23 protein-coding genes are annotated in these 23,907 nt (G+C 49.1%); 11 read left to right on the top strand and 12 right to left on the bottom strand.

Translation table 11 applies throughout. The features are described from left to right. Positions 1-9: 9 nt before the first annotated feature. The 3 genes from XMA152_RS05965 to XMA152_RS05955 are packed head-to-tail and all read right to left on the bottom strand — an operon-like array spanning position 10 to position 3,361. The gene (locus tag XMA152_RS05965; protein ID WP_173483033.1) at positions 10-1,782 is read right to left on the bottom strand and encodes an acyl-CoA dehydrogenase; all 1,773 of its coding nucleotides are present in this window, start codon (positions 1,780-1,782) and stop codon (positions 10-12) included. Between the two features lie 24 nt (positions 1,783-1,806). Beyond that, complete coding sequence (locus XMA152_RS05960; protein WP_173483032.1) at positions 1,807-2,574, bottom strand: 3-hydroxyacyl-CoA dehydrogenase; 768 nt, start codon at positions 2,572-2,574, stop codon at positions 1,807-1,809. Positions 2,575-2,590: 16 nt separating this feature from the next. Next, complete coding sequence (locus tag XMA152_RS05955; RefSeq protein ID WP_173481221.1) at positions 2,591-3,361, bottom strand: crotonase/enoyl-CoA hydratase family protein; 771 nt, start codon at positions 3,359-3,361, stop codon at positions 2,591-2,593. Positions 3,362-3,567: 206 nt separating this feature from the next. Here XMA152_RS05955 and XMA152_RS05950 point away from each other — a divergent pair, with 206 nt between their 5' ends. The 3 genes from XMA152_RS05950 (at position 3,568) to pobA (ending at position 6,264) form a co-directional block, all read left to right on the top strand. After that, positions 3,568-4,038 carry a MarR family winged helix-turn-helix transcriptional regulator gene (locus XMA152_RS05950; protein ID WP_173481220.1) on the top strand — a complete coding sequence of 157 codons (471 nt, stop codon included), beginning with the start codon at positions 3,568-3,570 and terminating at the stop codon, positions 4,036-4,038. Positions 4,039-4,042: 4 nt separating this feature from the next. Next, positions 4,043-4,942, top strand: coding sequence for a helix-turn-helix domain-containing protein (locus XMA152_RS05945; RefSeq protein ID WP_173483031.1), 900 nt, complete (start codon positions 4,043-4,045; stop codon positions 4,940-4,942). A 110-nt stretch (positions 4,943-5,052) separates the two neighbouring features. After that, positions 5,053-6,264: a 4-hydroxybenzoate 3-monooxygenase gene (gene pobA, locus XMA152_RS05940; RefSeq protein ID WP_217362084.1), complete on the top strand. Its 1,212-nt coding sequence runs from the start codon at positions 5,053-5,055 to the stop codon at positions 6,262-6,264. Between the two features lie 63 nt (positions 6,265-6,327). On the opposite strand, the gene XMA152_RS05935 is transcribed toward pobA, so the two are convergent. The 3 genes from XMA152_RS05935 to XMA152_RS05925 form a co-directional block, all read right to left on the bottom strand. After that, entirely contained in the window at positions 6,328-7,503 is a 1,176-nt protein-coding gene (locus tag XMA152_RS05935; RefSeq protein ID WP_371813285.1) for a YbfB/YjiJ family MFS transporter, read from the bottom strand. Between the two features lie 79 nt (positions 7,504-7,582). Further along, complete coding sequence (locus XMA152_RS05930) at positions 7,583-8,491, bottom strand: DMT family transporter (RefSeq protein WP_173481217.1); 909 nt, start codon at positions 8,489-8,491, stop codon at positions 7,583-7,585. 80 nt (positions 8,492-8,571) lie between these two features. Beyond that, positions 8,572-10,071 carry a CoA-acylating methylmalonate-semialdehyde dehydrogenase gene (locus XMA152_RS05925; RefSeq protein WP_173483030.1) on the bottom strand — a complete coding sequence of 500 codons (1,500 nt, stop codon included), beginning with the start codon at positions 10,069-10,071 and terminating at the stop codon, positions 8,572-8,574. A gap of 111 nt (positions 10,072-10,182) precedes the next feature. On the opposite strand from XMA152_RS05925, the gene XMA152_RS05920 reads away from it, so the two are divergent. Both XMA152_RS05920 and XMA152_RS05915 read left to right on the top strand, forming a co-directional pair. Then, on the top strand, positions 10,183-11,061 hold the full coding sequence (locus XMA152_RS05920; protein WP_173483029.1) for a LysR family transcriptional regulator: 879 nt from the start codon (positions 10,183-10,185) through the stop codon (positions 11,059-11,061). 5 nt (positions 11,062-11,066) lie between these two features. After that, on the top strand, positions 11,067-12,008 hold the full coding sequence (locus tag XMA152_RS05915) for a ketopantoate reductase family protein (RefSeq protein ID WP_173483028.1): 942 nt from the start codon (positions 11,067-11,069) through the stop codon (positions 12,006-12,008). Positions 12,009-12,016: 8 nt separating this feature from the next. Here XMA152_RS05915 and XMA152_RS05910 read toward each other — a convergent pair whose 3' ends face one another. Then, positions 12,017-12,208, bottom strand: coding sequence for a hypothetical protein (locus tag XMA152_RS05910; protein ID WP_173481213.1), 192 nt, complete (start codon positions 12,206-12,208; stop codon positions 12,017-12,019). Between the two features lie 105 nt (positions 12,209-12,313). Between XMA152_RS05910 and purU the strand changes: the two genes are divergently transcribed. After that, entirely contained in the window at positions 12,314-13,183 is an 870-nt protein-coding gene (gene purU, locus XMA152_RS05905; RefSeq protein ID WP_173481212.1) for a formyltetrahydrofolate deformylase, read from the top strand. Positions 13,184-13,192: 9 nt separating this feature from the next. Here purU and XMA152_RS05900 read toward each other — a convergent pair whose 3' ends face one another. Next, the gene (locus XMA152_RS05900; protein WP_173483027.1) at positions 13,193-14,260 is read right to left on the bottom strand and encodes a substrate-binding domain-containing protein; all 1,068 of its coding nucleotides are present in this window, start codon (positions 14,258-14,260) and stop codon (positions 13,193-13,195) included. 85 nt (positions 14,261-14,345) lie between these two features. Here XMA152_RS05900 and XMA152_RS05895 point away from each other — a divergent pair, with 85 nt between their 5' ends. From XMA152_RS05895 to XMA152_RS05875, 5 genes are read left to right on the top strand one after another with little or no spacing between them, the layout of a single operon-like run. Beyond that, positions 14,346-14,882 (top strand): formate dehydrogenase subunit gamma, encoded by a 537-nt coding sequence (locus tag XMA152_RS05895; protein WP_173483026.1) that lies wholly within the window; start codon positions 14,346-14,348, stop codon positions 14,880-14,882. Continuing rightward, positions 14,875-16,425 carry an NADH-quinone oxidoreductase subunit NuoF gene (locus XMA152_RS05890; RefSeq protein ID WP_173483025.1) on the top strand — a complete coding sequence of 517 codons (1,551 nt, stop codon included), beginning with the start codon at positions 14,875-14,877 and terminating at the stop codon, positions 16,423-16,425. The genes XMA152_RS05895 and XMA152_RS05890 overlap by 8 nt, the downstream gene beginning before the upstream one ends. Further along, the gene (gene fdhF / locus XMA152_RS05885) at positions 16,425-19,283 is read left to right on the top strand and encodes a formate dehydrogenase subunit alpha (protein ID WP_173483024.1); all 2,859 of its coding nucleotides are present in this window, start codon (positions 16,425-16,427) and stop codon (positions 19,281-19,283) included. The genes XMA152_RS05890 and fdhF overlap by 1 nt, the downstream gene beginning before the upstream one ends. A gap of 6 nt (positions 19,284-19,289) precedes the next feature. Next, positions 19,290-20,090: a formate dehydrogenase accessory sulfurtransferase FdhD gene (gene fdhD, locus XMA152_RS05880; RefSeq protein WP_173483120.1), complete on the top strand. Its 801-nt coding sequence runs from the start codon at positions 19,290-19,292 to the stop codon at positions 20,088-20,090. A 1-nt stretch (position 20,091) separates the two neighbouring features. Next, positions 20,092-20,316, top strand: coding sequence for a formate dehydrogenase subunit delta (locus XMA152_RS05875; RefSeq protein WP_173483023.1), 225 nt, complete (start codon positions 20,092-20,094; stop codon positions 20,314-20,316). On the opposite strand, the gene XMA152_RS05870 is transcribed toward XMA152_RS05875, so the two are convergent. The 4 genes from XMA152_RS05870 to XMA152_RS05855 are packed head-to-tail and all read right to left on the bottom strand — an operon-like array spanning position 20,293 to position 23,881. Then, complete coding sequence (locus tag XMA152_RS05870) at positions 20,293-20,850, bottom strand: molybdenum cofactor guanylyltransferase (RefSeq protein WP_173483022.1); 558 nt, start codon at positions 20,848-20,850, stop codon at positions 20,293-20,295. The two genes, XMA152_RS05875 and XMA152_RS05870, sit on opposite strands and share 24 nt — an antisense overlap. Positions 20,851-20,892: 42 nt before the next feature. After that, on the bottom strand, positions 20,893-22,437 hold the full coding sequence (locus XMA152_RS05865; protein WP_173483021.1) for a cryptochrome/photolyase family protein: 1,545 nt from the start codon (positions 22,435-22,437) through the stop codon (positions 20,893-20,895). After that, positions 22,434-22,577 (bottom strand): DUF2256 domain-containing protein, encoded by a 144-nt coding sequence (locus XMA152_RS05860; protein ID WP_173481210.1) that lies wholly within the window; start codon positions 22,575-22,577, stop codon positions 22,434-22,436. Before XMA152_RS05860 ends, XMA152_RS05865 begins: the two co-directional genes overlap by 4 nt. Continuing rightward, positions 22,577-23,881 carry a DASH family cryptochrome gene (locus XMA152_RS05855; protein ID WP_173483020.1) on the bottom strand — a complete coding sequence of 435 codons (1,305 nt, stop codon included), beginning with the start codon at positions 23,879-23,881 and terminating at the stop codon, positions 22,577-22,579. The genes XMA152_RS05860 and XMA152_RS05855 overlap by 1 nt, the downstream gene beginning before the upstream one ends. Between the last annotated feature and the right edge of the window lie 26 nt (positions 23,882-23,907).

Raw genomic sequence — 23,907 nt, 5'->3', positions numbered from 1 at the left:
ATCTAAGCCTTAGGCATCAAATTTGTAGTCAGCAATTCCGTCAGCTGCGGAATTGAAGTTAGCAACTTTTGCATACACCTGAGGTAGCTGGTGTGCGTTGTAGAACTTGGCTAGTGCAATCATATTGCCGAAGAACTCTGGATCGTTGCTCTGTTCTACTGTTGCTTTCAGTGCAATCTCACCGAGCTGCCATGCGGTTAGCAGGAAGCCTAGTGCATCTAGCATCGGTACTGCCCCTGCATTCAGTTGCAGTAGATCAGCCTCTTCAACAAGCAGGGCTGGGATGGCATCACGAACGGCTGCGGTAGCAGCAGACAGATCCTGACCCAGTTTGGCAAGTTCAGCATTAGCGCTTAGCTCACCTGCGACAGCGTTGATCTCTTCAAGTAGTTCAGTCACTGCTGCACCTTTGTCCATTCGAATCTTACGGAACAGCAGGTCACTGCCTTGAACACCGGTAGTACCCTCGTAAATGGTCGTGATGCGAGCATCACGCATAAACTGTGCGACGCCGGTCTCTTCGACAAAGCCCATGCCACCAAATACCTGAATACCGGTACCGGTCATTAGGTTGGCCTGTTCAGTGGCGAACGCTTTAAAGATTGGGGTGAGTAGGGCAATGCGAGACTCAGCAGCTGCTTTTTCAGCTTCGTCCGTTGCGTGCTCTGATTGATCGAATAGGGCAGCGATTAGGTAGCCTAATGCGCGCTGGCCAGTCGCGAATGACTTCATGGTCATTAGCATGCGGGCAACATCGGGGTGTTGTGCGATCGGTACGCGACGCTCGCCAGTAGCAAAGTGACGACCCTGTGGACGTTCAAGTGCATATTCACACGCCTGCTGATATGCGATTTGAGAAAGAGCTACACCCTGTACACCGACAGATAGGCGAGCTTCGTTCATCAGAATGAACATTGCCATCAAGCCTTTGTTCTCTGGACCGACTAATTCGCCGAAACAGTTGTCCTTGTCACCGTAGCTCATTGAACAGGTCGGGCTACCGTGTAGACCGGTTTTGTGTTCGATGCCGGTACAGACAACGTCGTTAAATTCACCCAGTGAACCATCGTCATTAATACGGTAAGTGGGTACAGCAAATAGAGAGATGCCACGGCTACCTTCAGGAGCATCGGGTGTGCGAGCTAGAACAAAGTGAACCTTGTTCTCAGTCATGTCGTGCTCACCGTAGGTGATGTAGATCTTTTGACCTTTAATTAGGTATTGGCCGTTATCCTGAGGAATCGCTTTGGTTTTGAGCTCACCCAAGTCAGTACCAGCGCTAGGCTCAGTTAAAGCCATGGCAGCAGTCCATTCGCCGGTGATGAACTTCTCGATGTAACGAGCTTTCTGCTCTTCCGTGCCGAACTTCATTAGGATTTCGCTACAGCCCTGAATGACTGCGTGGAACATGACAAACGAAAGGTTAGCGCTGTGCCACATCTCGTTAACAGGCTGCGCGATGAATTTAGGCAGCTCCTGACCACCAAAATCCATAGGTAGGGCTAGGCCCATCCAGCCGTCTGCTGCGAACTGATCGAACGCCTCTTTCCAACCGGTAGGTGTGAAGACTTTGCCATCTTCAAAGCGACAACCTTCGTTGTCACCCACAGCATTCATTGGCGAAAGCGATTTTCCAGCCAGTTCACTGGCCGCTTCTAGAATGGCTGCCACAGTATCGGCATCGAAATCAGCCAGCGCTTCATTTGCGTTCAGACCGGTATTTTCAACAGCGTTCTGAACCAAAAAATGCATCTCTTTTAGCGGAGCTTGATAGTCACTCATCGTTAACTTACCTCTGCTTAATGATTATTTGGCGGCCATGCGGATCGCACCATCAAGGCGGATCACTTCACCGTTTAACATCTGGTTTTCGATGATCTGCTGTGCAAGCATTGCAAACTCATCTGGATTACCAAGACGTGAAGGGAAAGGTACAGATGCCCCAAGCGCTGCCTGAACCTCTTCAGGTAGTTCGTCCATCAGCGGTGTGCGGAATAGACCTGGAGCAACCGTCATGATGCGGATGCCAAGTTTCGCTAGTTCACGCGCTAGTGGTAGTGTCATTGCTGCTACACCGGCTTTAGATGCAGAGTAAGCCGCCTGGCCAATTTGTCCATCAAAGGCTGCAACCGATGCCGTGTTGACAATCACACCACGCTCGCCAGAATCACCTGGTTCGTTGTTCTGCATGACGTTTGCAGTCAAGCGTGCAATGTTGAATGTACCGACTAGGTTGATGTTTACAATGCGCTGGAAGCTCGCAAGGTCGTGTGGGCCATCACGGCCAACCAGACGTTTAGCACCGCCAACACCAGCACAGTGAACAACCCCTGAGAGTGCACCAAACTTGGCTGTTGCTGCTTCGATACACGCGCTTACAGAAGCTTCATCAGAGACGTCAGTTTTACAAAAGATCGCCGAGTCGCCCAAATCGGCTGCAACACGGTTGCCGCCTGCTTCATTGATATCTGCGATACATACCTTGCCACCCATCGCACTTAGACGACGTGCCACTGCTTCACCAAGGCCTGAGCCAGCGCCAGTCACTAGAAATAGTTTATCTGCAATCTGCATAGTGAACTCCGGCCGCTTACTGCTGTGGCTGTTTTTTACGGTTTAGGAACTTCTCTAGACGAGCAACAACGTCTGGGTGAGTCTGTGTAATACCGCAAAGTAGAGACTCAGTGTACATGCCGTCGTCATGAGACATGCTGTCGATGTGACGAAGGCCTGTTGTCATAGCCCAGTTTGAGTAGGGTGAGTTGGTGGCAATGTGTGCTGCTAGCTCTTTTGCTTTCTCTAGTGACTGGCCATTTTCAACAACGTAGTGTGATAGGCCTAGGCGGTAGCCCTCCTCAGCGTCGACATCACGACCCGTTAGCATCATCTCAGTCATGCGGCCGGCACCGATAACGCGTGCAACGTTACGTGATGCACCACCACCCACGAAGATACCGTGGCGGCCTTCTGGTAGGCGGTAGTAAGTGCCTTTTTCAGAAACACGAACGTGTGCACAGGTTGCTAGCTCAAGGCCACCACCGATAACAGCACCCTGCATAGCGGCAATTACTGGAAGGCCTGAGTTTTGAATATGTCCAAAGGTGCGGTGCCACATGTTTGAGTGCTTAACAACATCTAGGCCTTGGCGTGCTTTGTGTTCCGCAAGATCAAGACCTGAACAGAACTCTGGGCCAGCACCCGAGAAAATCACGACACGTACATCTTCAGGCATGGTGATAAATACCTGTTCGATCTCAAGACACAGTTCGTCGTTGATCGCGTTTTTCTTCTCAGGACGGTTAAGGTGTAGGTGGCCGATGCCGTCTTCAACAGTGAACTGGATGTAAGTGTAGTTGCTCATAAGAAGCCTCATTTTGTTTGGGTGCTATGAAGCACAGTGTCTGTCTGATATTTGTTTATCATATAAACAATTAAAGGGTTCAGCAATATGCTTTGGTCTAAAACTGTTTAGTAACTAAACAATTTTAATTTAAGTACAAAGTGTGTTTACAATATCCCTATCTTTTTAAGTGCTTATAGCAGCTGTATTAGTGTTAAGGGTAAAGAATGGCGAGTCGTTCAAAACGTAAAAATGAATTAGATGTGGATCTTGGCCTATTGGGGAGCTCCCTGGGTTACCACCTGCGTCGTGCTCAGCTTGCTGCCTTTAATGGGTTTTCCAAAGGTTGTGCTGAGTTAGGCATCAGTCCAGGTCTGTTTTCAGTGTTGGAAATTGTTTACCGCAACCCTGGCCTGACGCAGACCGCAGTGGCGAATACCCTTGGTACTGACCGTTCGGCTATGGTCGCAGCGATCGATAAGCTAGAAAAAATGAATCTGCTAGAGCGTTGTGCTGCCGAGAATGACAGACGATCCTATGCGCTCAGAATGACTGAGCATGGCAACGAGTGGTACCAAGCGGCAGAGAAGAAGGTGCAGGCTAACGAAGAGGCCTTCTATGAGCCGTTACAAGATTCAGAGCGCGAACTACTGGTCGATATGCTGACTCGTTTATCGAATCGAGCTGAGGCTCAGTAAAAGCATGACCGCCTCAACGAGCATGAACCCTATTCCCCAGTTTGGGCTCTACGGTGAATCTAATATCGATGATCCGGTGTTTGTGCATGTTGAGAACATCGCGAGCCGCAGTCGTGATAATGGTTGGTCGATCCAACCACACCGACATGGACGGATGTTCCAAATCATTTTTGTCTTTGATGGCATGGCTGAAGTGACCATCGATGATCAAAAACAGTCTCTCACAGGCCCCTTTGCGATTTCATTGCCAGCCGGCGTTGTACACGGCTTTCGATTCTCGCCCGAAACTGAGGGTGTCGTGCTGACATTGGCAGAACCGCTGTTGACCAACGAGTCCTATGAGCGTTGTGAACCCTATTTTGGTTCCCTGTTTGCTGGTGCATCGGTGATCTCTTTGGTGGGCCAGGAGCGTATTGTCCAGGAGATTCAAGGCTATATAGGAATGATCGAGCGGGAACTGGCCTCTGTCGATATGGGGCATTCTCTGGTTTCAGAGTGGTTAGCCCGAGCGACGTTGATGCAGCTGCGTCGTTTGCTAGTGACTGATGCCGACACCGCGCCATCACTTCAAGCCGCCAAACCGGTAATAAGATACCGGAAGCTGATCGAACAACACCTTTATGACCACCTGTCGGTAGAGCAGTATGCGTCGTTTATTGGAATATCGGCCGATCATCTTAACCGCCTCTGTAAACAGGAGGTGGGTAAAACCGCCAAGGCGATGGTGCAAGAGCGATTGCTGCTGGAAGCCAAGCGTCGTCTGGTGTTCACCCGCGGTAGTGTCGAAGAGTTGGCCTTTGATCTGGGCTTTAAAGACCCTGCCTACTTCTCGCGTTTCTTCAAGAAACTGACTGATCAAACCCCTGCTGTCTACCGTAGTTCTCATAACTACGACTCTAATTAAGATCGGAAAAGTACTATTAATGATCGTTAATGGCCCTGTTGGGAGCAGAGCCGTCGGTCCATTATGTTTGAACGATTTTGAATCATCTCGAGAGCAGAATAATGAAAACATTGAAGACACAAGTAGCGATCATTGGTGGCGGCCCTTCGGGTCTGTTGTTAGGACAACTGTTACACAAGAAAGGGATCTCTAACGTCATACTTGAACGTGTAACAGGTGATTACGTATTGGGTCGTATCCGCGCAGGTATCCTTGAGCAGGGCTTTGCAGATCTAGTCCGTGAAGCCGGTGTTGCTGAAAACATGGACAAGTGTGGTCACGTTCATGAAGGTGTCGTCATTGCAGTAAATGGTGAAAATCATCGTATCGACCTTAAAGGTTTGACAGGCGGTGACGTCGTTGTCTGTTACGGTCAGGTCGATATTACTGAAGACCTAATGGCTGCTCGTGAAGCAACTGAAGGCTTGGATACTTACTATGAAGCATCGGATGTTCAGCCACATGATGTGAAGAGTGATAATCCTTATGTGACATTCACTCACGGTGGAGAAGAGTACCGTCTTGAGTGTGACTTCATCGCGGGTTGTGATGGCTTCCACGGCGTTTCACGTCAAACGATTCCTGAAGATGTACGTACTGAGCACGAGCGTGTCTACCCATTCGGTTGGTTAGGTCTACTGGCTGATGTGCCTCCATGTCACGATGAGCTTATTTATGCGAAATCAGAGCGTGGCTTTGCCCTAGCATCACAGCGCTCACCAACTCGTTCACGTTACTACATTCAGGTACCTTTGACTGACAAGGTTGAAGATTGGTCTGATGAAGCGTTCTGGGAAGAGCTTAAAAAGCGCCTACCTAAAGAGGCGGCTGACAATGTTACTACTGGACCAGCACTTGAGAAGTCTATTGCACCGCTCCGTTCATTTGTTTGTGAGCCAATGCAGTACGGCAATCTTTTCCTAGTCGGTGATGCGGCACACATCGTACCGCCAACAGGCGCTAAAGGTCTTAACCTGGCTGCTTCTGATGTGGCAACGCTATACAAGATTCTGACTAAAGTTTATGAAACGGGTGATCGTAAATACATTGATCAGTACTCTGAAATCGCACTGCGCCGCGTTTGGCACGGTGAACGTTTCAGCTGGATGATGACTAACATGCTTCACGACTTTGGTGACGAAGTTAGCGATGCAGGTACTGATCCAGAAATGCGTCAGCGCTTTATGGATTCTGAGCTCAGCTACTTCATGAACTACGAAAATGGTCGTCGTGTTATTGCCGAGCAGTATGTAGGTCTTCCTTACGAAGATGTAAAAGAGTAATTTTACGCATCTGCTAAAAACGCCAGGCTGCTTAGTTGCAGCCTGGCGTTTTTATTTGGTCATTCACTTCAGGTTATAGCCAATCTTATGCAGGAACAGCATGCCTGCAATCATCACAACCAATGCTCCAAGAAGTGCTCCAAGGTAGGAGCCAGATAGGTCTGCAACGTAACCGGCAAAAATCGGTGCAACGATCTGAGCAACCCCAAAGCTGATGGTCAGTTTTGCCATCGCTTTCGCTGGGTTGTAGGGGAATGCACGTCCGACAATAGCCAAGGTTAAGCTGACGATTCCGGCAAAGGTGCCTCCCCAACAAGCGGCGGCAATGAAACTGGCCAAGCTGTGGTCGGTCACAAGCGGCAAGATAAACGAAACGATTTGAATGATGTAGGCCAATTGCAGGGCTTGTATCTGTCCGATGCGGTTAGCTACCTTGTCCCAGATCAGTGCCGACGGCGCCGCACAAAGTCCCACGATGACCCACACCCAACCACCTTTGCCGGCTAACTGAGGGGTGTTCTGTAGTATGTCGATAATGAACGTAGCACTAATGACGTAACCGACACCGGCACAAAAATAGGTGGCGATCAGTAGATTCATGAACCGCGAATCGGGCTCTTCAACAGCACTGGCGGTGTTGGCTTCAAACTTCGGTGGGTAGGGCATCCAGAGCCAGGCAGGGATAAGAAAGAGGGCGCCCATCAATGCAAGATCCTGCCACTGTTGATCCCAGCTTAGATCGGCCGAAAATAGGGCGGTGATCAGCCCAGTAAAGACAATGCCGATACCCATGCCGATGAAATGGACCCCTAGTTGCGGCTTGAAATGATTGGCGCGCAACCAGTTGATGACCAGTCCAGAGGCGAGTAGCAGCCCCGCGGTACTGGAGATGCCAGAGAGAAATCTGAGTATTGACCAGAGCAGGTGATCCTCAGTAAGGCCAGTGCCATAAGTAGTGACCGTCGCAAGAATTAGATAAAAACGGTAGAGGTGAAATTTAGCAGACAGCTCTTTGATATTCGCCGCTAAGATGGCCCCGACTAGATAGCCGATGTAGTTGTAGGTTGCTAACCAGCCTCCCACTAACTTTGAGAGATCTGTCTGCTCTAGCATTTGCGGTAGCAGAGGTGTGTAAGCGAATCGAGCTATGCCAACCGTCAGGATCATTGAACAGATGCCAGCAAAGATAACTTTGTTGCGCTCAATGATTAAATGTCTGTTTGAATCTGTGCTGCTCACAATGCTCAATTCCTAAAGGTGATCGATCACTCTAATGCGAAAAAGTAGATAAATGTATTAAACCTTTAGTGCATCGATTTTAAGATGCGGAATGCCCATTGGATCTTAGTCGTTTCGATTTACAGAAAACCTTTAACAATAGGTCTGCTCTGGATATGAAAACCGCGAGCAGAATCAACGTGCAACCAAGTAGTTGTGACGCGGACATCGTCTCCTTCAGCCAAATCATACCTAAGATAGCCACCCAAACAGGCTCCAATGTCAGGATCAGAGCACCTCGGCTTGCGGGGCCAAGTTTCAGTGAGTAGGTCTGAACAAAAAAGCGCAGACTGGTCCCAATTAACACACTGGCAAGAAACCAGCCTAGAATCGAGATCTCGGCGTTAATGGTCCAGCTTTCGGTTAATAATGAGATCGGCAACAGAACAGCGCCCGCTGTCAGCAGTTGAATCGACGTCAGTGCTCTTAATGGTGTTTTACCGGCGGCGCGACTATTGATGTTTAGGTAGATTGCAAAAGAGATTGCTGACGCTAAGTAGTACCACTCACCCAAACCAAAGACAAAGTTAGATGTTAAGGTGAGAAAAGCAGCACCGATCACAGCAACCGGCACCGCGAACCAGGCAAAACGTGTGGGTTGGTCACCAAATAGTGGCGCCAAAAGAGGTGCAAAAATGGCACCTAAACTGGTCAGAAACGCGCCGATTCCGATATGAGTTCCGTGGAACAGGCCTAATATCCAAAACCCTAGGCCTGCGGCAAATATCACACCAACCAAGGTCACCCGCGAAAGGTCACGTAAGGTGAAGAGTAACAACTCACTGCGTGCGAACAGGGCAATCAGGAGCCCCGCCAACATAAATCGACAGCCCATGAATAGAATGGGTTCAAGACCTAGCAGAACCTCTTTAGAGAATATCCAGCTAATGGCAGCTAACAGGGAGGCCAGCAGCATGAGTAGGTCAGATTTAAGGTATTGAGGGTTCAATGTGTGATCTCGTAAGGTTGAGTGGATAGCATAAACAAAAAAGACGACCCAAGGGTCGTCTTTTTGTTGCTCAATGAAGATTACTTCATTGTTGGCATTGTGAACTCTGGACCAGCACTTAGACCGGTTGGCCAGCGAGCTGTGATTGTCTTCATGCGAGTGTAAAAGCGAACGCCGTCTGGACCGTGCATGTGCAGTGGACCGAATAGTGAACGTTTCCAACCACCGAAGCTGTGGAATGCCATAGGTACTGGGATTGGCACGTTGACACCGACCATGCCTACTTGTACGTTTTCACAGAAGTTACGAGCCGTGTCACCGTCACGTGTGAAGATAGCCGTGCCGTTACCGTATTCGTGTTCGTTGATTAGGTTCAGTGCCTCTTCATAGCTGTTAACACGAACAACCGAAAGCACAGGACCAAAGATCTCTTCGTTATAGATGAGCATGCCAGGCTTAACGTTATCGAACAGCGTTGGGCCAACGAAGTAACCATTGTCGTGATCAACCACTTTGAAGTTACGGCCGTCAACGACAAGCGTTGCTCCTTCTTCTACACCTGAATCGATGTAACCCAATACTTTGTCAGCGTGAACACGGCTAACTAGAGGGCCCATGTGTGGCTCTGGTGAAGACATACCGTTGCCTACAGACATCTTCTCGATCTCTGCAGTCATATCTTTGATCAGGTGGTCAGCAACCGCATCGCCTACACAGACAGCAACAGAGATCGCCATACAACGCTCGCCTGCAGAACCGTATGCAGCACCCATTAGAGAGCTAACAACCTGTGATGGCTCAGCATCTGGCATTACGATCATGTGGTTCTTAGCACCGCCAAGAGCCTGAACACGTTTGCCGTGTGCACTCGCTGTTGAGTAGATGTACTCAGCGATTGGCGTAGAGCCTACGAAGCTTACTGCCTGAACTGCTTCATCTGTAAGAAGAACGTCTACTGCCTCTTTGTCACCGTTTACGATGTTGAATACACCATCTGGTAGGCCCGCCTCTTTAAGCAGCTCTGCTAGACGCATAGTCGTTGATGGATCTTTCTCAGATGGCTTCATTACGAAGGTGTTACCGCAGGCAATTGCTACTGGGAACATCCACATTGGAACCATTGCTGGGAAGTTGAATGGGCTGATACCCGCACACACACCCATAGGCATCATCTGACTGTAGCTGTCTACGCCACGGCCAACGTTTAGGCTGTGCTCGCCTTTCTGAAGGTGAGGGATACCACAAGCAAACTCAACAACTTCAAGACCACGAGTTAGTTCGCCTTTCGCGTCAGAGAAGACTTTACCGTGCTCAGAAGTAATTAGCTCAGCAAGTTCATCAGCGTTAGCTTCTACTAGCTCTTTAAACTTAAACATGACGCGAGCGCGCTGAAGTGGAGTCACTTTGCTCCAAGTTTTAAAAGCTTCTTGTGCATTGGCAATCGCTGCACGAGTCTCATCTGCAGTTGAAAGCGCAACCTCTTTAGTTTGTGCGCCAGTCGCAGGGTTGTAGACAGGTGCTGTACGACCTGAGTTTGAAGCGACGTGCTGGCCGCCGATGTAGTTACCTACGATAGACATAGAACTTCTCCTTTATTGGTATGGAGTTATTAGACATCATCATATTTGTTGTAACAATATAAAATAATTAATGTATGATATATCAAAATTGATAGATCAATTGGGTGGGTTATGCGCAGTTCAACATTTAACTGGGAAGATGCTCGTTACTTTCTTGCCGTTGCTAGGGCAGGGCAGATGGGAAAGGCGGCTGAGAGCCTAAATATCTCGACGATTACACTGTCTCGTCACCTCTCTTATTTGCAACAGAGGACTGGAACTCCGCTCTTTATCCGCCTGAGTAAAGGACTGAAACTGACCGACGAAGGCGTGCGTTTGATGCATTACCTCGAGCGTGCAGAGGCCGAAATAGAAGCAGCCGGCGAAATCTTTGGTAGTGATAGCAGCTCCGTCAGTGGCACTGTGCGTGTCGCAGCGCCAGAGGGGTTTGCGCTGCGCGTGCTGACACCGCAGTTGTCATCTTTTCTTCAGGATAACCCAGATCTAAATATAGAAATTGTTCCTCAGTCACGCGGCTTTTCGTTATCAAGGCGTGAAGCCGATATTGCGGTGATGGTGGGTAAACCAACCGAACCCAAGCTGGACTCTATCTGCATAGGTAGCTATAGCCTTGGTCTCTATGCATCTCAACAATATATTGATCAATACGGTATGCCGGACTCTATTGAGGATTTATCGGAGCATCGTTTGATCGGTTATGTGGAAGACCTTCTTTTTTCGGACAAACTCAATACACCTCGCTCTGTATGGCCTCAGTGGCAATCACAAACAGCAATCTACTCTCCTATTGGTCAGGTTGAAGCAGTTAAAGCTGGTTTAGGTATCGGTATGCTGCACAGGTTTCTACTAAGAGAGAGTGATCAACTGGTACGTTTGATCCCTGAGATTGAGGTACAAAGAGAGTTTTATCTTGTATATCACCAGAGTACCGAGAAGGTACCTCGAATCGGTGCTACCCTCGAATTTATGAAGGGACTAAAAGCTGAGTAGTGTCTATGAATGATGTGATGATTTTAGGAGCTGGCGCACTGGGTGCATATGTCGGTGGGTGCATTGCTGAGGCGGGTTACAGTGTACAACTGGTCAATCGCTCAAGCAGTAATGCTGAAGTGGTAAACGCTCAGGGGCTCAAAGTTGAAACCAGTGATGATACCTTTGTTGTTCACCCAAGTGCGGTGCAGTTAGAGCACGCGTGCGATGCTCGTTTTGTACTGCTGTTCACTAAAACCTACCAAAGTGTAGAGGCTATCAAGGCCATTGAACCAAAACTATCACCTTCATCGATCATAGTAACGCTTCAAAACGGTTTGGGTAATGGTCTGCGAATCGCTGAACATGTTAAACAGTCTGTGATTCATGGCGTTACGATGATTCCCGCAACTCAGGTTGAGCCTGGCTTTGTTCGCTCGCACGGGTTTAGCGATACTTGGTTTGGCCCACTCAATCCCAATGATCAGCATGCGCTTTCTGCAGCGATTGAGTTGGAGAAAATATTAACAGAGGCGGGTATTACCGCTGCCAATGTCGATCAGCCTTTGAACAAGATCTGGCAGAAGGCCTGTTTCAATGTCGCTATGAACGGAGTTTGTGCTTTAACTGATGCCGGCCCGGGTATTGTTAATGACACTAAGGCGTTGAAGCGGGAAGCTCACGCGTTGGCCGATGAGGCTGTCAGCGTCGCGAACGCAATGAATGTGACTGTGGATACAGAGGCGCTGCATAACCTAATCAACTTCGCTTGTGCCGAACACCGCTTTCATCAGCCCTCTATGTTGCAGGACGTGCGGGCGGGCCGCTTAACAGAGGTCGATTCGTTGAATGGATTTGTTGTTGAACAAGCGAAGCGGTTGGGTGTTTCGGTTCCCAAAAATGAGCTAATGACGGCACTCATATTGGCACGCCAGATTTCATCTGAGTTCTGGTCAGGAGTGAAGTAACTGAGTGGCTACAACTCTTTAGGATAGGTGTGAATCAATCGCCAGTAGGTGTATCCAAACAGACCCGTAGCGAGTATTGACCAGAATGGGGCAGCACCCCAAAAGAACCACTCGGCTGCAGCCCAAAGTCCTGTAAATATGACAGTACCGTAGCGGCGCGCTTTGGGTTTGAAAAAAGCTAGGTCATCGTCGCGAATCACAATTTGTATCCTCAGGTGGATTGCATATAAAAATGAAGCGTTTATTCTAAACGCATATTAGATATTCGAGCTAATTGAGTTCGAACTGCACTATTAGGAAACAGCGTGTCTACGTCACATCATTACACACTCAAGGTTGAGTGTCCCGGCCGTACTGGATTGGTGGCCGCAATCACTACTTTTTTAGCGAATCGTGATTTTTTCATTGTCGAAATGAAGCAGTTTGATGACGAGGTGTCGGGTCGTTTTTTCAGCCGTTTAGAGTTTACTACTCACACGCCATTGGATTTAGACCTGATAGCCGACGAGTTTAATCGTGAAGTTGCGGATGCGTTAGAGATGAACGCTCAGTGGCGCAGCGCTAAAGCGCCCATGAAAACTCTGATACTGGTTTCGCAACACGATCACTGTCTGATGGAGCTGCTCTACCAGCAGAAACGTGGTGAGCTCAATATCGAAGTGACAGGCATTCTGTCTAACCACCCAGACCTTGAGCCTGTCGCCAATTTCTACGGCTTAGATTTCGAGTTGTTGCCTACCCTGGAGACAAAACTTGAGACCAAAGCTGCTCGTGAAAAGCGCATTCTGCAAGCGTTCAAAGAGACAGGTTCTGAGTTGGTGATACTGGCTCGATACATGCAGATTCTGTCGCCAGAGCTCTGTTCGGCGTTGGCAGGGCAGTGCATCAATATACACCACTCATTCTTGCCAGGCTTCAAGGGCGCTAGACCCTATTTCCAAGCCTATGATCGCGGTGTGAAACAGATTGGTGCGACCGCTCACTATGTTACTTCTGATCTTGATGAAGGTCCGATCATCGAACAAGAGGTGGGTCGTGTTGATCACAGTTTTGGCCCTGATGACTTGCGAGATATGGGTCGTAACATGGAGAACCTGGCGTTATCCAAAGCCGTTCGTGCTCACACCGAACAGCGCGTCTTTGTTAACGGTCTGAAAACTGTAGTGCTCTCATAGCTTTTCAAATTAGGTTATCGCTGCAAAGAGCTTATCAGTGCTCATTTGGGAGCCTATTCCATCCAACTGGTAACCTGGCAGGGCTTCGATGGCTGAGGTGAGTCCTGGGCTGGTGAGTTGCCCGATAAGTGCTTTAACCGGAGGGTGTTCAAGTCTGTTTGTTTTACAGACTAAAAGGTAGTGCTCCAGCGCAAGCGGGATAAAATCCAACCCGAAGTTTCGTGCCGGAGGTTCTACACCTAAGCCCACATCTGCCATGCCTGATGCCACATAGGCGGCAACGGCTGAGTGTGTGAACTCTCGAGTGGTGTAGCCATTAATCTTTTCCGGGTCCAGTTCTGCGCGATGAATCAACTCATTAAACAGTGCGCTGGTGCCGGAGCCCTCCTGCCGATTGATAAATCGAACATCAGAACGTATTAAATCGTTAAGCGACTTAATCTGTTTAGGGTTCCCTGATTGAACGATCAACCCCTGTTGGCGGGTAATATAGCGAATGACAGTAAGGTCATCACTTAACAGTTGTCGTTTGTGCTGTTCAATCAATTGGCTGCCGCCCACTCCCCTTGGAAGATGAAAGCCTGCAATATCACACTCCCCAGCGATCACAGCACGGATCGCTTGTTCGGCAGGCATGTATTGCAGATTAAGTTCTAGCTCTTCAATGTGTTCTGGGAGTAGTGCAACCGCGTAGCCGTGGCTGGCGTAAAGGCTTAGGATCGGGTTGTGTATCTCTAGCGCTTTATGGATCTCTAAATTCAATTCGGTTGCGAGGTTCTCCATCTGAGGTCCAAGTCTCGCTTGGACTCGCTCTTCGGCCCAAAGCAGTTTTTCCCCCAGTATTGTTAACTTCGCTCCACGACCTTTCTGCATCTCTACCAGAGGTGTTCCAAAAAAATCGGTCCACTGTTTGATCAGGTTCCAGCCGTGTCGGTATGAGATGCCAATCTGTTTAGCAGCGTCTGTCAGTTTCTCTGATTTTTTCAGTGCATGTAAGAGTGCAAAAAGCTGAGGACTTAGTTGCTGTCCGCTGCTGTCGGTAAATGTCCAGTTAGGCTCGACTTTGATCTTGTTCATATGAATAAAAATGCATATTTGTATAGGCTTTAACCAATGATAAGGTTCTTTAAACAAAAAATCAGCCAATATAGTGCGATTAAATATGAATAAAAATGCATATTCAGAGGCGTCCTCTCTACCTACGGGTTTTACAACAGAACAGTGGGTTGATGGCGTTGTCTCTCCAATTGAGCAGTTGAAAGATAAGCCAGGCGCGCTGTTGCCTATTCTGCATGAGATTCAAAACGCCGTGGGTTACATTCCGCCTGAGTCGATCGATCTCATAGCGGCTGCGCTCAATCAATCTAAAGCTGATGTTTATGGCGTGATTACCTTCTATCACCAGTTCAGAATGACACCGCCTGGGAAATATCAGGTCGAGATCTGTCGAGCAGAGTCTTGTCAGGCTATGGGTGGCCGCGCTTTAGAGGCTCACGCTAAACAAGCCTTGGGTATTAATTACCACCAAACGACCGCTGATGGCGAGATTACACTCGAGCCCGTTTACTGTTTGGGCAACTGTGCCTGTTCTCCCTCGATACGCATTGGCGATCAAACCTATGCTCGTGTCACGCTTGAACAGTTTGACGACCTGATGGATGGGCTTCGCACGCACAACTTGGAGCTAACCAATGGCTAAACTATTTATCCCGCAAGATATGACAGCAAAAGCCTTAGGTTCTGATGCCGTGGCTGATCTTATACTAGCGCTTGCCAGTGCATCAGGGCAGGAAATTGAGATTGTTAGGAATGGTTCTAGGGGCATGTTTTGGCTTGAGCCCTTAGTTGAGATCGAAACGCCAGAAGGGCGTGTTGGATTTGGCCCAGTAACAACTCAACAGGTTGATCAATCACTGGTAAATGCGATCTTGAATGCAGACAAATCTCACCCATTGTCTGTTGGGCTGACTGAAGAGATTCCCTATTTAAAACAGCAGCAGCGTTTTTCATTTGCCAGAGCTGGGTTGGATGATCCACTCTCAATCACATTTTACAAATCCACCGGTGGATTTGTCGGTTTGCGCCAAGCGTTAAATCTATCGGGGCAGCAGATTGTTGATGAGGTTAAAGAGTCAGGATTGCGTGGTCGAGGCGGTGCTGCCTTTCCAACGGGTATAAAGTGGCAAACGGTCCATGATGTGGATGCCGACCCTGGCCAAACGAAGTACATTGTCTGTAATGCGGATGAGGGTGACTCTGGCACATTTGCTGACCGTTTAGCTATGGAAGCGGATCCCTATCAGTTGATCGAAGGGATGACCATCGCGGCTCTGGCTGTGGGTGCTGAACAGGGTTACATCTATCTTCGATCTGAGTACCCTGAAGCGCACCGTATCCTTAATGCTGCGATTAACACTGCAGAGAGCGAAGGCTTCCTTGGCACTAATATCTGTGGATCGGGACGATGCTTCAATCTTGAGGTGCGTCTCGGTGCTAAAGCCTACATCTGTGGTGAAGAGACAGCGCTTCTAGAAAGCCTTGAGGGCAAGCGTGGTATGGTTCGTGCTAAACCGCCACTGCCTGCGATTAAAGGACTCTTTGGTCAGCCAACGATCGTCAATAACGTGCTTACGTTGGCTTCAGTTCCATTTATTCTTCGCGAAGGGGCTAAAGCCTATGCCGATGTTGGCTTTGGTCGTTCAAGAGGGACCCTGGCTTTTCAGTTGGCTGGAAACATTAAACGAGGCGGCCTCGTTGAACTCGGTTTTGGTCCTTCGTTAAAAACACTGTTGGACGATTTTGGCGGCGGTACCTTTACCGGCCGCCCTATGCGTGCTGTTCAAGTCGGTGGTCCTTTAGGAGCCTACCTTCCCGAATCACAATGGGATACGCCACTCGATTATGAATCCTTTGCTGCCAAGCAAGCCGTGTTAGGCCATGGTGGTGTTGTCGTGTTTGATGATCAAGTCGATATGTTGCAGCAAGCACGATTCTCAATGGAGTTCTGTGTCTCTGAGTCTTGCGGTAAATGCACACCCTGCAGAATCGGTTCTACCCGAGGGGTTGAGGTGATTGATCGAATTCAGCAAAACCAATCTCGTGAAGAGAATATGGCGTTGCTTGAAGATCTTTGCGAAACCATGGTGGATGGCTCGCTATGTGCCATGGGAGGAATGACACCCTTCCCCGTTATGAGTGCTGTACGTCACTTCCCTGAAGATTTTGCCAAGGTGGTCCACTAATGACCGTCCAATTTTTTGAAGCCGACAAAGATTACGGGACGCCTAAGCGTCAATCAGACAAAATGGTCTCTCTTTGGATAGATGACTTTCAGGTATCAGTTCCTGAGGGTACCTCTGTTATGCGTGCGGCAGCGGAGATCGGTATACAAATACCCAAGCTCTGTGCCTCTGATAATCTCGAGTCGTTCGGCTCTTGTAGACTCTGTGCCGTAGAGATTGAAGGCCGTCGAGGTAAACCTGCCTCCTGCACGACACCAGCAGAGGAGGGCATGCGTGTTACAACGCAAAATGACGCTCTGGCGAAGTTGCGTCGTAACATTATGGAGCTCTACATTTCTGATCACCCGCTGGACTGTCTGACCTGTCCGGCTAATGGTAACTGTGAGCTTCAAGATATGGCCGGTGCCGTTGGTCTGCGTGAAGTTCGTTATGGATTTGATGGTGAGAACCACCTTGAGGGTGAGAAAGATGAATCAAATCCATACTTCACCTTTGATCCGACCAAGTGTATTGCATGTTCTCGCTGTGTGCGGGCCTGTGGAGAAGTTCAGGGCACCTTTGCGTTAACCATGGGGCATCGTGGCTTTGAATCAAAGATCACCGCTGGCGCTGATGACAGTTTTATGGAATCAGACTGTGTCTCTTGCGGCGCCTGTGTCCAAGCCTGCCCGACCTCTACATTGATGGAAAAATCGGTCATTGATCAAGGTCAGCCTGAACATGCAGTTGTGACTACCTGTGCTTATTGTGGTGTGGGGTGCTCTTTTAAAGCCGAGATGAAAGGTAATCAGCTCATTCGCATGGTGCCTTACAAGGGTGGCGAAGCGAACATGGGACACTCCTGTGTTAAAGGTCGCTTTGCCTTTGGCTATGCAACACACAGTGATCGTGTGACCAAACCGATGATTCGTGACTCAATTGATCAGCCCTGGCAAGAGGTCTCTTGGGATGAGGCGTTCACTTATGCGGCTAACAAGATGCGATCTATTCAACAGAGATACGGTCGTGAAAGTATCGGTGGCATCACTTCATCACGCTGTACTAATGAAGAGACCTATCTAGTACAGAAACTGATCCGCGCTGGTTTTGGTAACAACAACACTGATACCTGTGCGCGTGTCTGCCACTCGCCGACCGGTTTTGGATTGAAAGTGACCTTGGGTGAATCGGCTGGGACACAGACATTTGAGTCTGTTTTGCACTCTGATGCTATTTTGGTGATCGGTGCCAACCCGACGGATGCACACCCTGTGTTTGGCTCGATGTTGAAGCGTCGTGTCCGAGAGGGTGCATCTCTGATTGTGGCAGACCCTCGCTCTACCAGTCTCGTCTCAAGTGCCCACATTAAAGCGTCACAACATCTTCAACTACTTCCCGGAACCAATGTTGCCGTCATTAATGCACTTGCTCATGTGGTGATTACTGAAGGTTTAGAGGATCGTGACTTTATTGCTTCGCGTGTCGATGATGGAAGCTATCAGCAGTGGCGTGAGCATATTTCAGATCCGAAACACGCACCCGAGGCCGTAGCAGAGATTACTGGTGTTGCAGCAGAGACACTTCGCGACGCTGCACGTACCTTTGCCAAAGCTCCTAATGGTTCAATCTACTATGGCTTAGGTGTTACCGAACACTCGCAAGGTTCCACAATGGTCATGGGTATTGCCAATTTGGCACTGGCGACCGGTAATATCGGCCGCTTAGGGGTTGGTGTTAACCCGCTACGTGGTCAAAACAATGTGCAGGGTTCCTGTGATATGGGTTCATTCCCACACGAGCTACCCGGTTACCAGCATGTGTCAGATGACAAGGTCAGAGCGAAGTTCGAAGCTGTCTGGAATGTGTCGCTTGATAACGAACCCGGTCTGCGTATTCCTAATATGTTTAATGCTGCGCTCGATGGTGACTTTAAAGGGATGTATGTGCAGGGTGAAGATATTGCCCAATCTGATCCGAATACGGCTCATGTTGAAGCTGCATTGAAGTCGCTTGAGTGCTTGGTGGTTCAGGATATCTTCTTGAATGAGACCGCCAAATTTGCCCACGTCTTCTTGCCGGGTTCTTCATTCCTAGAGAAAGATGGCACATTCACCAATGCTGAACGACGTATCAACCGTGTTCGCAAGGTGATGAAGCCGCTTGCTGGGATGGCCGACTGGGAGGTTACTCAGGCCTTTTCGAATGCTTTAGGCTACCCAATGAACTACCAGCATCCTTCAGAAATTATGGATGAAATCGCTCAATTAACACCCTCATTTGCAGGTGTGAATTATCAGCGTTTAGAAGAGCAGGGTAGCATTCAATGGCCATGTAATGATCAGCAGCCTGAAGGTACGCCGATTATGCACATGGATAGTTTTCCAATCGGAAAGGCTCAGTTCGCGATCACTGAGTATGTGCCGACTGAAGAGCGATCGAATCGACGTTACCCTCTGCTTCTGACCACTGGTCGAATCTTGAGTCAGTACAATGTCGGTGCTCAGACCCGTCGAACAGAGAACCAGCAGTGGCACCCTGAAGATCAACTCGAGCTCCATCCGATCGATGCCGAGGATCGCGGTATTCAAACAGGTGATTCGGTCAGTATTGCCTCTCGAATGGGCACCACTGTGCTCAAGGCGCTGGTCTCAGATCGTATGCAGCCAGGTGTGGTCTACACGACTTTCCACCACCCAGGTAGCGGGGCGAATGTGGTCACAACGGAAAATTCAGATTGGGCGACTAACTGCCCTGAGTACAAAGTGACAGCCGTGCAGGTTAATAAAGTCACCGGTGAGTCCGATTGGCAGTCTCAGTTTAAGCAGTTTGATAAACGTCAGAGAGACTTCTTGGCGTCAGCGACGGGTGAGAAAGCCTAACCCGTGATGAAGCAGAGTCGAACGCGACAGGTATCCCGATGGCAGGCTAATCAACCTGATGTTAGCCTGTCTGATGAGGTAGCCGAAGAGGTACCTACAGCGCTCGTCTATAACGGGCTTTCTTATGCGGTGATGATGACAACACCAGCAGATTTTGAGGCCTTTGCTTATGGCTTTTCATTAACCGAAGGGGTTGTGGAGTCGGCTGACGAAATATTGGGTATCGATGTTGAGTATCTGCCTGATTCGGCAGGTGTTTCAATTGAAATTGAGGTGACTCAACGTGCCGCTCGTCGTTTGGGAGAGACGCGGCGTAACCTTGCAGGACGCACTGGCTGTGGCTTATGCGGTGTAGAGTCGATACAGCAGGCGATTCGACCTATTGCAGCTGTATCCCAGACAGTCAATGTTAGCCCTGAATCGATCGACTTAACGGTTCAGCATTTGCAGTCACATCAAGCGCTGCAAACAGCAACCGGGGGAGTGCATGCTGCTGCATGGTGTTCTCTGTCGGGTGAGATCTTAAGAGTGTTTGAAGACGTTGGGCGTCACAATGCGATGGATAAACTGGTGGGTTATCTCATGCAAACAGGCGCTGAAGTGGAGAACGGATTTGTACTTATTTCCAGTCGAGGGAGTTACGAAATCGTTCAGAAAGCGGCCGTCATTGGCATTGCCCAGCTGGTTACTCTATCAGCTCCCACTGATCTTGCTTGTCGTCAGGCCGAGGCGGTTGGGATTCGTTTGATCGGTTTTGCTCGCCCCGGACGACAGGTGCAGTACACAAAGTTGAATAAGGAAATTTAGAATGTCACAGCATCAATTGGCATCGATGATCGAGATGGTTAATCAAATCGCCGCCAATATCACTTCTGGAGAGTCTCAAGATCAGGTGGCTGAGAAGGTCTCTGTGCACTTAAAACGCTTTTGGTCACGCGGTATGAAAGAGCAAATTTTTGCTTATCTAGAGGCGGATGGATCTGAACTGTCACACGCAGCGAAAGCCTCTTTAGAGCGATTGAAAGCGCTCTAATATCTCCTGCCACTCCTCTGGCGTATTGGCATTGAGTAGCTGTTGCTCGTCTATGCAGGGGATAGAGCGCTCTTCTCTTTCAGAAAAGAAACGCTTGAGAGAGAGTCTTTCACCCTCAACAAGTCGCTGCGTCAGTCCATCGATAAGAGATTCAGGATTCCAAATAAAGATGGGAATGTAGAGATCATCGAAGTGGCTAGTGCACTGATGGGTAAACCCCGCATCAATGAGTCGACTTAACTCGCTGCATTGCATTAGTGGCAGATCAACGGGTATCACTAAGGTTGGCCGTGATGAGTCTTCAGCCAGTGCTGCATGTATGCCACCTAGAGGACCGGAGTCTTTAAACTGATCTTGTATATGAGCTGGATTGTCATCATTTCGGCAAACCCTTACTTTACCTGCCCCACATTCAGATAATAGCTGTTGGGCACGCGCTAACAGCGTTTCTCCATCCAGTGTCAGTAGAGCCTTATCAGCCCCCATTCTTGATGAGTGACCGCCGGCTAGAATGACTCCATTGAACTTATGCATCTTGCTCATCTTTCTAAAGGTTGCGAGGTCGTTTAGTTTACCCTAGAGCTCATTTAGGTTCTGCAAATAGTGCTCGGCTGTTTGCAGAATCTCTGTTTTCTCCTCTTCAGGCTTTTTATCCCAGTTACGATAGACCATCGCGGTGCGTGGGTTGTTGCTGAAACGGCTGGCGTGGCGATGTTGGAAGTGCCAATAGAGGCTATTGAATGGGCAGCTGTTATCCCCCGAGCGTTGTTTCACATCGTAGTGACACCCTTTGCAGTAGTCGCTCATTCGATTGATGTACTGGCCTGATCCTGAATAGGGTTTGGAAGCTAGCAAGCCGCCGTCGGCAAACTGACTCATACCGTGGGTGTTGGGCATCTCTACCCACTCAATGGCGTCGATGTAGATGCCTAGATACCAGGCATCAACCTGTTTAGGATCAATGCCAGCCATTAAACAGAAGTTCCCTATAACCATCAGTCGCTGAATGTGGTGCGCGTAGGCGTACTCCAGTGACTGATCAATGCACTGGTGCATGCAGTTCATTTTGGTCTTACCATCCCAGAAAAAGTCGGGGAGATGCCTATCTGCATTCAGGGCATTCATGCTGGGGTATTCAGGTAGATTGATCCAGTAGATGCCACGAACAAACTCGCGCCAACCTAGAATCTGCCTGACAAAGCCCTCTATCTGAGCAAGATCGATACGTTCGGGTTGCTCGCGGTATGCTTGAATGGCTCGCTCAATCACCTGTGCCGGTGAGATCATTTTACAGTTCAGAGCGAAGGAGATTCGTGAATGGTAGAGACTCCATTTGTGCTCCGAGTTCGCCGTCATCGCATCCTGGAATTTTCCAAATAGAGGTAGGCAGTGAGTGCAGAAAAACTCCAGCAACTCCAGCGCTTCACTTCGTGTGATTGGCCAGACAAGTTGTGTGCCCATCTCACCAAAGTAGTTGATGCCGTGTCGATCTAAACGGTTTCGAATATCTTCTGTGTTGTGAGCAAACACCAGTGGTTCTGGAATGTCCGCAAGATCCGCTTTTTTAAACGCTTTTTGGTTCTCGGTATCGTAATTCCAACGACCGCCTTCGGGCTCTTTGCCCTGCATAAGGTAGCCATGTTTAACCCGCATGCGCCGGTAGAAGGCCTCCATACGGTGTCCAGTATTAGGTTTAAACTCTTTGCTGATCGCTTCAAATGGCAGTAGGAAGTGCTCGGTGTCGAACTCACGCAGACCGGTCCCTTCTGGTAGTGATAGGTTGCGACACTGTTCAAGAAGACGTATCTCATCAGGTCGCTGATACTCAATCTGTGTAAAACCGTGGCGTTTGATCAAATGGTTGATCAATGAGTCTAGGGATTCAAAATCGGCGGTCTCATCAAGCGTTAAATGAATGACCTGATGACCAGCGCTTTTAAGAGCCTCGGCAAAGCGCTGCATCGCCATAAAAAAAGCGGTGATCTTTTGCAGATGGTGTTTAACGTAGTTCTGCTCTTGGTGCAGTTCAGCAATGAGGTAGGTAACTTCGTCTGATTTGTCACGAAACCAGCTGTGTTTGGCGTTGAGTTGGTCGCCGAGTACCAGTCTAAGGGTGCTCATCGCTGTTGCTTAGCCTCGCGTCGACAGCGCTCCGAGCAGTACTTCACCTGCTCCCAATCGCGCTCCCACTTTTTGCGCCAGTTGAAGGGCTTTTGGCACTGCTCACAGATTTTGCTTGGTAGATTGAGTTTGTGGTGCATTATTTCATCTCGATGGGCCAGTCGTGGTAGTCGACACGATCGATTGGCAGCATCATCTCTTCACCGCCCCAACGCTGTATAAATAGCCCCTCAGGGTCATAGGTTTGTGTCTGCTTCGCCAGATTGAATTGTCGATGGCCGCGCGGGTCTGCACCAACTCCACCTAAGTACTGCCAGTTCCCCCAATTACTGGCCAGATCAAAATCGATCAGCGCCTCTTCAAAGTAGGCCGCACCGTAACGCCAGTCAATGCCAAGCTCATGCACTAAGCAGCTCGCCACCAGCTGTCTGGCGCGATTGGATTGATAACCCGTTGCTTTCAACTGACGCATGGCAGCGTTGACGATTGGGTAGGGGGTGGTGCCTTCAATCCAGGACTTCATTCGTTCTGGGTAGAAAGAGGTTAAGGGCTTACGATTAAATGGCCCAGTCTGGTGATAGATCTTGTTGCCCCACTTGTGGGCATACCACTGGAAATAGTCACGCCACAGCAGTTCAAAAAATATCCAGTAGGTCGAGTCATTTGCAACCACATCTTCCTCATAACGATTCAGCCTCTCAATGATGCGCTTGGGTGACAATACCCCTAGCGCTAACCAGGGACTGAATTTAGTCGAGCACGCCCACTCATCCAGACCATTCCTAGTCTCCTTGTAGGTGGCGGGTAGATCACTGGAGAAATAGTGTTCGAGATGGTCTAACGCGCTCTGCTCAGAACCGTTGAAGGCATTCTCGCTAGAGCAATCAATGTTGAATGTGGAACCCTGTTTATCGCCGAGAGGAGGTAGGCTGTCAGGTTCAGCAATACGGGCATCAACCTCGATCGACTCTATCTTCTTTCTAAAGGGGGTGAAGCTATCCGGCAGTTCCGCTAGGGCAAAGGGAAGTTGTCGCTCACCGTAAAGAGTGTGCGTCTCTAACACTGTTATCACTAGGTGCGGAAAGCGTGATGCGATCTCTTTAAGAGCGCTCTGCTCATAGCTGCCAGTGTGTCGAGAGGTGACTAAATGCTCGACTTGATCACGTAAAATGACCTGGCTTAACGCTTCGACGTAATCGCTTTCAATCACTTCTAACGCCTGGTTCAGCAGGCTAAGTTTGCTGTGCAAGCTTGACAGTGCTTGGTTTAAAAACTGTTGGCGATGCTTACCGATTCCTTTGAAACCAAATCGATTGGTGCGCTTATCCCTGGGGTGTTGGATGAAGAGACAGGTTAGCTGTTCGCTGTTACTGGCTTCATTAAAGACGGGGTTGTCATCCAGGCGTAAGTTGTTGGTGAACCAGAGCAGTGTGTGTCGATACATGGGGCGATCCTATGGTTGAATCTTTG

The sequence above is a fragment of the Marinobacterium sp. xm-a-152 genome (assembly GCF_013282965.1).
Lineage (GTDB): Bacteria > Pseudomonadota > Gammaproteobacteria > Pseudomonadales > Balneatricaceae > Marinobacterium_E.
This window is presented reverse-complemented; position numbering and strand designations above follow the sequence as displayed.